Source organism: Paenibacillus sp. P4_A7, from assembly GCF_056402455.1.
In genome coordinates this window covers 1-11,272 of sequence record NZ_JBFUHJ010000157.1, presented here as the reverse complement: position 1 = coordinate 11,272, position 11,272 = coordinate 1, and the positions used below count along the sequence as shown (strand labels likewise).

At 44.3% G+C, this 11,272-nt stretch carries 15 protein-coding genes; 12 read left to right on the top strand and 3 right to left on the bottom strand.

Features of this window, described 5'->3' with window-relative positions:
- From AC1DWN_RS18340 to lipB, 3 genes are all read left to right on the top strand, one after another.
- Positions 1–222: transketolase C-terminal domain-containing protein (locus tag AC1DWN_RS18340; protein WP_477560349.1), on the top strand; the 222-nt coding region annotated here is incomplete at its 5' end.
- 114 nt (positions 223–336) lie between these two features.
- A complete protein-coding gene (locus AC1DWN_RS18335; protein ID WP_477560348.1) occupies positions 337–1,677 on the top strand; it encodes a dihydrolipoamide acetyltransferase family protein in 1,341 nt (446 codons plus the stop codon).
- 16 nt (positions 1,678–1,693) lie between these two features.
- On the top strand, positions 1,694–2,389 hold the full coding sequence (gene lipB / locus AC1DWN_RS18330; protein ID WP_477560347.1) for a lipoyl(octanoyl) transferase LipB: 696 nt from the start codon (positions 1,694–1,696) through the stop codon (positions 2,387–2,389).
- Here lipB and prli42 read toward each other — a convergent pair.
- Positions 2,386–2,487 carry a stressosome-associated protein Prli42 gene (gene prli42 / locus AC1DWN_RS18325; protein ID WP_475810524.1) on the bottom strand — a complete coding sequence of 34 codons (102 nt, stop codon included), beginning with the start codon at positions 2,485–2,487 and terminating at the stop codon, positions 2,386–2,388. The genes lipB and prli42 overlap by 4 nt on opposite strands.
- A gap of 94 nt (positions 2,488–2,581) precedes the next feature.
- Here prli42 and AC1DWN_RS18320 point away from each other — a divergent pair, with 94 nt between their 5' ends.
- Positions 2,582–3,709: a M20/M25/M40 family metallo-hydrolase gene (locus AC1DWN_RS18320; protein WP_477560346.1), complete on the top strand. Its 1,128-nt coding sequence runs from the start codon at positions 2,582–2,584 to the stop codon at positions 3,707–3,709.
- An 84-nt stretch (positions 3,710–3,793) separates the two neighbouring features.
- On the opposite strand, the gene mciZ is transcribed toward AC1DWN_RS18320, so the two are convergent.
- Positions 3,794–3,970 carry a Z-ring formation inhibitor MciZ gene (mciZ, locus tag AC1DWN_RS18315; protein ID WP_477560345.1) on the bottom strand — a complete coding sequence of 59 codons (177 nt, stop codon included), beginning with the start codon at positions 3,968–3,970 and terminating at the stop codon, positions 3,794–3,796.
- An 81-nt stretch (positions 3,971–4,051) separates the two neighbouring features.
- On the opposite strand from mciZ, the gene AC1DWN_RS18310 reads away from it, so the two are divergent.
- From AC1DWN_RS18310 to fur, 3 genes are all read left to right on the top strand, one after another.
- Positions 4,052–4,633 (top strand): NUDIX hydrolase, encoded by a 582-nt coding sequence (locus tag AC1DWN_RS18310; protein ID WP_477560344.1) that lies wholly within the window; start codon positions 4,052–4,054, stop codon positions 4,631–4,633.
- A gap of 149 nt (positions 4,634–4,782) precedes the next feature.
- Complete coding sequence (spoIIM, locus tag AC1DWN_RS18305) at positions 4,783–5,403, top strand: stage II sporulation protein M (RefSeq protein WP_477560343.1); 621 nt, start codon at positions 4,783–4,785, stop codon at positions 5,401–5,403.
- Between the two features lie 92 nt (positions 5,404–5,495).
- Positions 5,496–5,957 carry a ferric iron uptake transcriptional regulator gene (gene fur, locus AC1DWN_RS18300; RefSeq protein WP_477560342.1) on the top strand — a complete coding sequence of 154 codons (462 nt, stop codon included), beginning with the start codon at positions 5,496–5,498 and terminating at the stop codon, positions 5,955–5,957.
- 50 nt (positions 5,958–6,007) lie between these two features.
- Here fur and AC1DWN_RS18295 read toward each other — a convergent pair whose 3' ends face one another.
- A complete protein-coding gene (locus tag AC1DWN_RS18295; protein ID WP_477560341.1) occupies positions 6,008–7,165 on the bottom strand; it encodes a S8 family peptidase in 1,158 nt (385 codons plus the stop codon).
- Between the two features lie 298 nt (positions 7,166–7,463).
- On the opposite strand from AC1DWN_RS18295, the gene AC1DWN_RS18290 reads away from it, so the two are divergent.
- The 5 genes from AC1DWN_RS18290 to AC1DWN_RS18270 all read left to right on the top strand — a co-directional run bounded on the left by AC1DWN_RS18290 (position 7,464) and on the right by AC1DWN_RS18270 (position 11,215).
- Complete coding sequence (locus AC1DWN_RS18290) at positions 7,464–7,697, top strand: DUF4227 family protein (protein WP_477560340.1); 234 nt, start codon at positions 7,464–7,466, stop codon at positions 7,695–7,697.
- A gap of 117 nt (positions 7,698–7,814) precedes the next feature.
- Positions 7,815–8,705, top strand: a complete 891-nt coding sequence (gene xerD, locus AC1DWN_RS18285) for a site-specific tyrosine recombinase XerD (protein WP_477560339.1) — start codon at positions 7,815–7,817, stop codon at positions 8,703–8,705.
- Between the two features lie 43 nt (positions 8,706–8,748).
- Complete coding sequence (locus AC1DWN_RS18280) at positions 8,749–9,573, top strand: purine-nucleoside phosphorylase (protein WP_477560338.1); 825 nt, start codon at positions 8,749–8,751, stop codon at positions 9,571–9,573.
- 110 nt (positions 9,574–9,683) lie between these two features.
- Entirely contained in the window at positions 9,684–9,854 is a 171-nt protein-coding gene (locus AC1DWN_RS18275) for a Spo0E family sporulation regulatory protein-aspartic acid phosphatase (RefSeq protein WP_477560337.1), read from the top strand.
- A gap of 32 nt (positions 9,855–9,886) precedes the next feature.
- Positions 9,887–11,215, top strand: coding sequence for a pyrimidine-nucleoside phosphorylase (locus AC1DWN_RS18270; RefSeq protein ID WP_477560336.1), 1,329 nt, complete (start codon positions 9,887–9,889; stop codon positions 11,213–11,215).
- Positions 11,216–11,272: the final 57 nt, after the last annotated feature.

Genomic DNA, 11,272 nt, shown 5'->3' with positions numbered 1-11,272 from the left:
GGCAAAGTACTTATCATTCATGAGGATAATAAAACAGGTGGTGTCGGTGCGGAAGTGTCTGCTATAATCGCTGAAGAGCTTTTATATGAGTTGGATGCGCCGATTATGCGATTATGCGGTCCGGATGTTCCGGCTATGCCGATCAATCCTCCCGGCGAGAAGTTTTTTATGTTGAATAAAGAAAAAGTAAAAGAAGCAATGCGTAATTTAGCGCTATATTAAAATACAAAAAAGGTATAAGCCTCGAGCATGCATGAGGCTTATACTTAATCGCGAAACGAATGCTGCGCCACCCAGAGGATGGCGATAGCCGTTTACGCCTCAGTCAGTTGGGGGATGGAATTCATGAAATCAATAACAGAAATCGTCGTACCGCAGCTTGCGGAATCACTTGTATCGGCAACCATTGACAAATGGCTGAAACAGCCTGGTGATTGGATCGATATCTATGAGCCGATCTGTGAAATTTTGACGGACAAAGTGAATGCGGAACTGCCTTCGACAGTTGCGGGCACACTTGTGAAAATACTAGTAGGCAAGGGAGAAACCGTGCCGGTCGGAACAGTTGTCTGTTTGATTGAAACGGAAGCCGCTGCAGGTGAAGCTGCACCTACTCCAGACTATACGGGCTCTGTATCAGCATCTCCAGATATAGCAGCACTTCAAGTTGAATCTGATGATGCACCTATGCGCAATCGATTCTCGCCTGCTGTTCAGCAGCTCGCAGCTGAGCACTCCATTCGGTTGACAGATGTGCCAGGTACAGGTCTTGGTGGACGTATTACCCGAAAAGACGTGCTTGCTTATGTTAATTCAGGTGCAAGCCAATTGAGTAATAATGTCATTGCTAGTGCAGCGCAAGCAACACAAGCAGCGCATGCTGCAGATCCTAAAGCTCAGGTGCGCTCTTCTGGTCTTCATTTTTCAGAAACACCACGTTTTCCGAAAATTGAGGTTGAAGCTTCTTCGAGTCCTGGACGCGGTGATAATTATATCGACGTCACGTCGATTCGAAATACGATCGCGCGCAATATGAAACAAAGCGTTACTGAAATTCCTCATGCTTGGACCATGATAGAGGTTGATGTAACGAATCTTGTCCTGCTGCGCAACAAGCTTAAGGATGACTTCATGAAGCGGGAAGGCATTAATTTGACGTACTTGGCTTTTTTATTAAAGGCGGTAGTCAATGCCATTAAAGATGTTCCGATCATGAATTCCATGTGGGCGGTAGATAAAATTATTGTTAAACGTGATATTAACATCGCACTCGCAGTCGGTACGGAGGATTCCGTTCTAACACCGGTGATTAAAAATGCTGACATGAAAAATGTTGCCGGACTAGCTAAAGAAATTGAAGAGCTAGCTCGTAAAACACGTGAAGGTAAGCTCACGTTGTCCGATATGCAGGGCGGTACATTCACTGTTAATAATACCGGCTCGTTTGGCTCTATTTTGTCATATCCGATTATTAACTACCCACAGGCTGCCATTGTGACCTTTGAATCAATCGTGAAACGCCCCGTTGTTATCAATGATATGATTGCTGTTCGATCAATGGCAAACCTCTGCTTATCGCTTGATCATCGGATTTTGGATGGTGTTATTTGCGGTCGTTTCTTGCAGCGGGTTAAAGATAATTTAGAGAGCTTCAATCTGGAAAGCAAATTGTATTAGAAAAGGGGAAACCAACATGGCTGAAGCGCAATATTCAAATAGCTTGAGACGGTTGGAAGCCCACTATATAGGTATGCTCGATTACGCTGAAGCGTGGGAACTGCAAAAAGCATATATCAAACAGATCGACCGGGAGGAGCGTCAGCAGACGCTTCTCCTTCTTCAGCATCCACCTACTTATACGATAGGCTCTGACCGTCATCCTGAACATTTATTGCTGGATGAAGATGAGCTTAAGGAACGGGGTATCACCGTATTCGAAATCGATCGCGGCGGTGATATTACGTATCATGGACCGGGGCAACTTGTAGGCTACCCGCTGCTTTATTTGGATTCTGTGGGTTTAGATTTGCATGCTTATTTGCGGAGCTTGGAGCAAGTCATTATTAATTGGCTTAACGAGTATGGTATAGAAGCTGGCAGAAAGCCGAAATATACAGGTGTATGGGTAGGCGAAGAAAAAATTGCTGCTATTGGGGTTAAATTTAATAAAGCCCGGCAGCGGCGGGGCTTTATTACAAGTCATGGATTTGCTTTAAATATAAAATCAGGCATTGCGGATGATGGTTTTACCGGCATCGTGCCATGCGGGATTGCTCAGTATGGCGTTACTTCATTTAATGATTTGACCGGGCGTGAGCTATCGGTTGAGGAAGCTGCTGCACAGCTGCTCCCTCATTTTTTGAAAGAATTTAATAGTTCCATTGTCTAATTGAGCATTAAGGATCCGATTCCAGCTACCAAAGTGGATAATAGTAATGCGGATACGAGTAGAATAGCTACAATACGAATCATTTGCTGTCTGCGCATATAGAAAACTCCTTTCGTGTTTGAAACCTCAGGTTGAGGATTGGCTTGTCTATAATTCTATTGTATAYGAAAGTAATGGACGGAGGAAACTTTAATGGTTGCAAAAGATCGATTAGTTAGTGAATTTATGGAATTAGTGCAGGTAGATAGCGAGACTAAGCATGAACAGGAAATAAGCCGTGTGCTAAAACAGAAGTTTGAAGCGCTTGGTCTAACAATTAGTGAAGACGATGCAGCTGCAAAAACAGGTCATGGAGCGGGTAATTTATTCGCGATTTTGGAAGCTAGCGGTGCCGATCAAATGGGGCCGACCATCTTCTTTACTTGCCATATGGACACCGTTACCCCAGGTGTGGGTATTAAACCTCAGTTAGATGATGATGGTTACATACGGAGCGATGGTACAACGATTCTAGGAGCGGATGATAAAGCTGGTATTTCAGCGATATTTGAAGCTATTCGTGTGGTGAAGGAGCAGTCCATTCCGCATGGTCGCGTACAGATAGTTATCACGGTGGGTGAAGAGTCGGGGTTGCTTGGAGCAAGGATGCTTGATGCATCTAAGCTTGAGGCAAAGTTTGGTTACGCGCTCGACTCAAACGGTTCAGTTGGTGACATTGCCGTAGCAGCACCCACTCAGGCAAAGGTTACGATCAAAATGTACGGTCGTTCTGCACATGCAGGTGTTAATCCCGAGGATGGCATAAGCGCGATTCAGGTTGCGGCAAAGGCGATAGCAAGAATGCCGCTTGGACGTATTGATAATGAGACGACAGCTAATATTGGCAGGTTTGAGGGTGGTGGAGCCACAAACATTGTGTGTGACTATGTGAAGCTGGATGCGGAAGCACGCAGTATTGTGAAGCATAAGCTGGATAGTCAAATCGATGCGATGCGGAAGGCAGTAGAAAGTGCAGCTGAGGAATATGGCGGTCGTGGCGAGGTGGAAAGTGAAATCATCTACCCTGCGTATCAATATGATGACGAGGCTTCGGTCGTGCAGCTAGCGAAAAAAGCGATTACAGCGATTGGGCTCACGCCGCGTACTTTCCATTCGGGCGGCGGCAGCGATGCAAATATTTTCAACGGATTGGGAGTACCTACTGTTAATTTAGCAGTTGGCTATGAGCATATCCATACAACAAAGGAGCAAATTAAAGTCGAAGACTTAGTGAAGACGACTGAGCTTGTTGTAGAAATTATGAAGCAAGCAGCAATTTAGTATTTGTTACTAGAGCAAGACAAAGGCCCTTCTCTCCAAAAGCTCAGCTAAAGCTGAATGAGGAAGGAAGGGCTTTTGTTTATATTAAGAAAGCTTTGAAATGGATTTATCAGTTGAATTGCGGCGACCAGTGATAATATGAGTATATTCAGTCACGAGGGTTTTTGAGGCGGATGCTGCGGAAAGCTTACGAAGCTGGTGACGTATTTCCCATCCTTTGCCTACTAATCTCAATTGATTTGCAGCTACATATTGTTTCATCAAAACCGYGCCCCTGTCCAATTAATATATTGATAGATATGAATAGGCGGGACAAGTTATGCCTGTGTAGACAAACATAATATGAGGAGTCGATATAAGGTGGATAAACAACAATCAAATGAGCTTTGGTGTGAGCAAACGATCAAAACAGAGCAAATATTTGCTGGTAAAGTCATATCGTTGCAAGTCGACACAGTAGCGCTAGCTGATGGCAGAACAGCAACTAGAGAAATTGTAAAGCATCCAGGTGCAGCAGCTGTTATGGCACTTTTGGACGGGAAGCTGCTTGTAGTAGAGCAATTTCGAAAGCCTCTAGAGAAGTTTCAAATCGAAATTCCTGCTGGCAAGCTGGATCCAGGTGAAGACCCGTTAACCGCGGCAGCACGTGAGCTTGAGGAAGAAACAGGCTACCGTGCCAAAGAGCTTAAGCTGCTAAGCTCATTTTATACATCACCAGGCTTTGCCGATGAGAAGCTATATATTTATTTCACCGATCAAATAGAGCAAGGTGTTCAAAATCCTGACGATGACGAGGATTTAAAGGTTGAATCTATTACTCTCGAACAAGCAGAAGCTTACATGCAAGAAGGCCGTATTAGCGACGCCAAAACGATTCTAGCTATTTACGCTTGGAAAATTTATAACCTGACGGGTCAGCTGTAGCTGACTCGTCATACCTCATCTTTCCCTCTCATACAATACATAAGACAACCCTCTCAGTCCTCCTAGCTCCTAGTATTTATCTCTATCACAAAACATGCGTAATGGAGAAAACCGATAGAAGGGTCGAGATGTAAATTGGAGGGACTCCTATGTTCAAAAATCAATTATCTTTATATGTATTTGTATCGGTACTGTTCGTCGTTGGAGCAATATTCGGCGCTCTAATGGTTAATGCACTGACGCTTGAGCAGCAGCAGGAGCTTGCCCAGGATATAGACCAGTATGTGAAGCTCATGAATGAGGGGATCATGAACGGGGAAGCGCAGACTTTCTGGGACAGATTTATTTTTCATACAAAATGGCTGCTATTAATTTGGCTGCTCGGAATTACTGTGGTCGGGATACCGGGTGTGCTTGCTCTTAACTTCTTAAAGGGAGCATTAGTCGGATTTTCCATCGGCACACTTATTAACCAATACGCTTGGAAGGGTGTACTCCTCTCTCTTGTATCAGTTGCTCCTCAAAATATTATAATCGTTCCTGCTATGGTTATTACGAGTGTGGCCGCGATCTCTTTCTCGATGTTTATCGTCAAAAATAGACTCATGCAGCAGAAGGGCGAACTTGCTCCGCGGCTCGTCTCTTTCACTTCTACAGCTATGCTGATGTTGATTATGTTTGCTGGAGCGGCGCTGCTAGAAGCGTTTATTTCGCCTGTACTAATTGGTTGGGTTTCACCATTGTTAACGGCTGTTGCCGCCACAATTTGACACCATAAAGTTTGACTTTATTGCTGGTTAGCCCCTATAATGAAAGGATACGTTTCCTGAAATAGGTGCAGACATGTGGTAGGGGGGAAATCATGGAAGCCCGGATTGAGAAGATTAAACAACAGTTGCAGTCGCAGGGCTACAAATTAACCCCGCAGCGTGAAGCAACACTTCGTGTATTACTTGAAAATGAAGATGATCATTTAAGCGCAGAAGATGTATTTATGCTCGTAAAGGATAAAGCACCGGAAATTGGACTGGCAACGGTTTATCGGACTCTGGAATTGCTTAGTGAAATGCACGTCGTAGAGAAGCTGAATTTCGGTGACGGAGTGGCGAGGTACGATCTTCGTACGGATAGCAGTAAACATCACCATCATCACTTAATTTGTGTGCAATGCGGAACGATGGACGAGATCAAAGAAGACTGGCTTCTGCCGTTAGAAGAACGGTTAGAGCGGGAATATAATTTTTTTGTAGTTGATCACCGTCTTGATTTTCAAGGTGTTTGTCATCGCTGCAAAGAAAAGAACGATAACACAAACAAATCGTAAATGGCTTCGCTGCCCAGAGATATCTGGTCGGCAAAGCCATTTTTGTTTTTTTATTTTGTGAAAATCCGATCTAGTTGTATCAAGCCTGCCCCTTGTGCARGGGGACTAGCTCCTTTTAACTTTTGAGCTCGCTCACGAAGTCTTTTTTTGACGTTTGACGGAGATAAGCGAGGCTGAGTCGCGAGCAGCAGAGCTGCGCCCCCTGCCACGTGCGGAGACGCCATGCTTGTGCCGGATAGTACGACATAGGCATGGTTTAACGAGGTAGATAATATATTTTGGCCAGGAGCTGAAATGGTGATGCCTGCTCCTCTGCTGCTAAAGTCAGCGATCCTCTTAGAGGGGGTAGAAGCGGCTACAGCAATTGTCTCCTTAAAGGAAGCAGGTTCATCTAGTTGATTATACAGACTGCCAGAATTGCCCGCTGAGGCAACAATCACTATACCTTTCTTTGTAGCACGCCGTATCGCATCATGCAGTGTGTCACTGCTTTCTAAGCCAATGATGCCTAGACTCATATTAATAACTTGCATCCGGTTTTTAATACACCAGTCAATTCCTTCAATAATATTCGAAACAAACCCTTCTCCGTTCTGATTTAGAGCCTTGACCGCATACAATTTGACGTCGGGTGCTGTTCCTATTATTTTGCCCTTAACTCCAGCAGCTGATAAGATACCCGCTACATGTGTTCCGTGACCATTATCATCCGTATAAGATCCGCCATTAATGGTGTTAACACCGCCCGAAATTCGTAAATCTGGATGACTGGCTATTCCTGTGTCGATAATAGCGACCTTAATTGAGCCTCCACGAGTCGTTGACCATGCCTCAGGAGCTTTAATCTGGCGAATATTCCAAGTTATTTTAGTGATTGATGCTGCGGGTATAAGCAATGGTATGGAACGTCCGCGGAATTGTTTTGACTTATGATTGATGACGTCATGGGCACGGATCTTTATGTCCTTCTCAACAAGCTTTACATTTGGATGATGATTTAATGCTCGCCAAGTTGAGTTGTTCTTGAAATGGCATCCAATAATGCGGCTGCTTGGTACTGTTTTAAAAGGCTTAATTCCTGATGATTTCAAAAATTTCAAGCAAAGCTTATAGCTCTTTTTTGAGCGGAGTGTAATTAGTTTACGTATGCTTTGGCGAGTAGGTTTACATAGTGCGCAAATTTGGAGCAAGGTTTTCAGTTCTGACAATAGTGTTGGAACCTCCCCTGGTCTGGTTGAAAGTTATATCAGTGTATGGGGGGAGCTGTCTATTTGTATAGGTTGCAGCCGACAACGCACATAATTTTTAACTTTTCTGGAAAACGTATCGCTGAGGACGATGAAGGAGGAACAAGCCCATGATTGTGATTGTCGGAATTCCTAAAGAAATCAAATCCAGTGAATATCGCGTCGCCTTAACACTAGCAGGTAGGGCATATTCGCATTGATCTACTCATATGGTGGTACTGATGGACAACAGTATCGCTAGTATAGGAGGTTGATGCGAATGGTTTTTTCGATTCGAAGGTGGACAAGTCGTTTCATTTTTATTGTTATATTTACGATATTGTTTTTCGTAGTCACTGGGGGGTATCGCTGGCTTTCAGATGTTATTTCTCCTGTTCACCCCTATCAGGAGCCTCGTGGTAAGTCGTTAAAGGTGTTCGTTCATGACCCTGATTCACCTGACGGTGGAAATGCAACCGATCGGCTTCGGTGGTTTTATTGGTACGGGGAGTAAAGGATTACAGCAAGTGGATGCAGAGATTCGTCAGAAAAGCAGGATTAAGCAAGTCGAATGTTGAATATTTTTGTAGAATAGGCTTGTTAGTCATGAAGCGAATTGAAAGGAAGTCCAATGAAAGCTCATTTGAATCGATATCTTCACTATTTACGAGTGGAACGCAGATTGTCACCCAATACGCTCGCTTCATATGAACGAGATTTGGTTCTGTTTATTTCATATGTAGAAGAGCTGGGACTGTCGCAGCTCGAAGCTGTTCAAAGGCATCATATTTCAAGGTATCTGCTCTATTTAAAGGAACAAGGAAGGAAAGCTACAACTGTATCCAGACATATCGTTTCGATACGTGCTTTTTTTCATTATTTGGTCATCGAGGACGTCATTATTCATAATCCGTCTGTCTATATGGAAGCCCCGAAACAAGAGAAAAAACTGCCCTGCATATTAAGTGAAGCTGTTACAAGCTCACTGCTTGAAGCGCCAAATCGTATTACTGCTTCAGGGAAACGTGATAAGGCGATGCTGGAGCTAATTTATGCTACCGGTATACGTGTAACAGAACTAGTTTCACTCAATACAGAGCATATTAATATGCAATTGAACTATATTCAATGTATAGGAACGGGACTGAAAGAACGAATAGTTCCTTTCGGACGTATGGCGGCTGACGCATTAACGGACTATATGGAAGTCGGAAGAGACGAGCATTTGACACAAAGAGATTCAGATTCCGCGCTGTTTCTTAATCATCTAGGTACTCGAATGACTAGGCAAGGCTTTTGGAAAATGATTAAGAAGTATGCGAAGGAAGCCGGTATCCAAGAGGATATAACGCCGCATATGCTCAGGCATTCGGTCGCAGCGCATTTGCTTGATAATGGGGCAGATATCCGTTCTGTTCAAGAATTACTTGGCCATGCGGATATATCCACTACCCTTAAGTATACGCAGGTCTCTAAAACACGGATGAAGGATGTATATACCAAGGCGCATCCTCGCGCCTAATCGCACTAGATTTTGTGAAATAAAACTTACCGGAGGAATAACCATGAATGGATTAACAGCAGCGCATATTAAAGAAGCGACAGAATTTGTAATGAAAAAGACGACTCAAAAACCAGAGATCGGATTAATTATGGGTTCTGGATTAGGGGTGCTGGGGGATCATCTGGAGAATACAGTGACGATTCCATATAGTGATATTCCTTATTTTCCAGTTTCTACAGTTGAAGGACATGCTGGCGAGCTCTTAATCGGAACACTGTCAGGTAAGACTGTCGTACTAATGCGCGGTCGATTTCATATGTATGAAGGCTACGGTCCAGAATTAACAGCATTCCCAGTTCGTGTGATGAAGGCGTTAGGCGTGAAAATATTACTCGTCACAAATGCGGCTGGCGGTATTAATACCGATTTTGACTCAGGCAATCTCATGCTCGTATCCGATCATATCAATATGACTGGCAAAAACCCGCTTATTGGTCCGAATGATGATGAGCTCGGTGTGCGTTTCCCTGATATGTCAGAGGCTTATAGCAAACGTCTTCGTACTTTAGCACGTGAAATTGCTGAAAGTCAGGGCTTTACTTTACGTGAAGGCGTGTATGCGGGGCTGCTTGGTCCGACATACGAAACGCCAGCAGAAATTCGCATGTTACGCGTACTCGGGGCAGATGCTGTCGGAATGTCGACAGTTGCCGAAGTTATTGCGGCACGACATTCCGGCTTAGAAGTAATCGGAATTTCCTGTATAAGCAATATGGCCGCAGGAATTCTGGATCAACCGCTCTCTCACGCGGAAGTAATGGAAACGACAGAACGAGTCAAGTCCCAATTTTTAGGACTTGTGAACGGATTAATCGCTGCCATGTAAGGTTTTTTGTAACACAATTGTAATAATTGGATCGACTCATTATGACAGTGTTTTTTTATTAAATCGTCGTATAATGTCCATGATCAATGAATAATGGAGTGGACGATAAAATGGACAAGCAATTACTCTTGCAAATGGAGCAGTTACGCACCAAAATGGTCGAAACGGCACATTTGAAGCAAAACCTGCTGCATCGTGATGTACTGATCATTAGTGAGTCGCTTGATGAAATCATCATTAAAGTGCAGGTGGAGCGAAAAGCGCTGTCGCGAGCCAACTAGTTGCACAGCGAATGAGGAGGAAGTAGGAAGTCATGCGGTCGGTAGATCTTATTCAGAAGAAGAGAGATGGCGGTGAGCTGACCGCTTCGGAACTGACCTATTTAGTTGATGGTTATTGTCGTGGAGATATTCCAGATTACCAGCTGTCGGCATGGGCGATGGCTGTTTTCTTTCGAGGAATGACTCTGAGAGAAACAGCTGCACTTACACTTGCAATGGCTAATTCAGGCGATCAGGTTGATCTGGGTCCGATCAGCGGCATTAAAGTAGATAAGCATAGTACAGGCGGCGTAGGTGACAAAACGACGCTAATTGTAGCGCCATTAGTCGCTTCAGTAGGTATTTCTGTTGCTAAAATGTCAGGACGTGGATTGGGCCATACGGGCGGTACAATCGATAAGCTAGAATCAATTGAAGGCTTTCGGACAGAGCTGTCGCGCGAGCGTTTCCTCGCTCAAGTAAATGATATTGGCATAGCGATTATCGGACAAAGTGAAAACTTAGTGCCGGCTGATAAGAAACTGTACGCCTTGCGTGACTTTACAGCAACGGTGGAGTCCATCCCTTTGATAGCTAGCTCTATAATGAGTAAGAAAATTGCTGCAGGCGCCGATGCGACTGTATTGGATGTAAAAATGGGCTGTGGTGCGTTTATGAAGACGGTGGAGCAAGCAGAACAGCTTGCTCAGACAATGGTCGAAATCGGAGCGGAGGTTGGACATCGTACAGCTGCGATAATTAGCGATATGGACCAACCACTAGGCTTCGCTATTGGCAACGCGTTAGAGGTTGCAGAAGTGATTGAAACACTGAATGGCAATGGCCCCCGTGATTTAGAAGAGCTGTGCTTAACYATAGGTGCTCATATGGTTGTTTTCGGAGGAAAGGCTGACTCCAATGAGGCTGCAAAAGAGTTACTAAGAGGTCAATTGATGAATGGAGCGGCACTCGCTAAATTTAAGACCTTTATAACGGCTCAGGGTGGAGATGCATCTCTTGTTGATGAACCATCTCGTCTTCCTCAAGCAGCGGTTCTTATTGAAGTGAAATCACCGTCTACAGGCTTTGTGAAATGTATTCAGACGGAGCAGCTTGGTCTTGCTGTGATGCTCCTTGGAGCGGGGAGAGCAATGAAGGATGCGACGATTGATTATGCAGTTGGCGTAACACTTCGCAAAAAAATAGGCGATTCTGTGCAAGAAGGGGATACGCTAGCACTTCTACATGTGCATGAGTCGAATAGCTTTGCTGAGGGTATTGCAGAACGAGTGAAAAATGCGTTCACGATAGATTCGATAAAGTCAAAGGCACGTAAGTTGTTGTTGTCTGTAGTAACTTCTGAGGGCACGAAGCGACTATGATGAACATTGCAAATCATTAAAGTAAGAACCGTTCCGGTTATCGGAACGGTTTTTTGA

Bases quoted from the DNA above. Each gene is read 5' to 3' on its own strand.
- AC1DWN_RS18335 (WP_477560348.1), top strand. From the start codon at position 337: ATGGAATTCATGAAATCAATAACAGAAATCGTCGTACCGCAGCTTGCG.
- lipB (WP_477560347.1), top strand. From the start codon at position 1,694: ATGGCTGAAGCGCAATATTCAAATAGCTTGAGACGGTTGGAAGCCCAC.
- prli42 (WP_475810524.1), bottom strand. From the start codon at position 2,487: ATGCGCAGACAGCAAATGATTCGTATTGTAGCTATTCTACTCGTATCC.
- AC1DWN_RS18320 (WP_477560346.1), top strand. From the start codon at position 2,582: ATGGTTGCAAAAGATCGATTAGTTAGTGAATTTATGGAATTAGTGCAG.
- mciZ (WP_477560345.1), bottom strand. From the start codon at position 3,970: ATGAAACAATATGTAGCTGCAAATCAATTGAGATTAGTAGGCAAAGGA.
- AC1DWN_RS18310 (WP_477560344.1), top strand. From the start codon at position 4,052: ATGAGGAGTCGATATAAGGTGGATAAACAACAATCAAATGAGCTTTGG.
- spoIIM (WP_477560343.1), top strand. From the start codon at position 4,783: ATGTTCAAAAATCAATTATCTTTATATGTATTTGTATCGGTACTGTTC.
- fur (WP_477560342.1), top strand. From the start codon at position 5,496: ATGGAAGCCCGGATTGAGAAGATTAAACAACAGTTGCAGTCGCAGGGC.
- AC1DWN_RS18290 (WP_477560340.1), top strand. From the start codon at position 7,464: ATGGTTTTTTCGATTCGAAGGTGGACAAGTCGTTTCATTTTTATTGTT.
- xerD (WP_477560339.1), top strand. From the start codon at position 7,815: ATGAAAGCTCATTTGAATCGATATCTTCACTATTTACGAGTGGAACGC.
- AC1DWN_RS18280 (WP_477560338.1), top strand. From the start codon at position 8,749: ATGAATGGATTAACAGCAGCGCATATTAAAGAAGCGACAGAATTTGTA.
- AC1DWN_RS18275 (WP_477560337.1), top strand. From the start codon at position 9,684: ATGGACAAGCAATTACTCTTGCAAATGGAGCAGTTACGCACCAAAATG.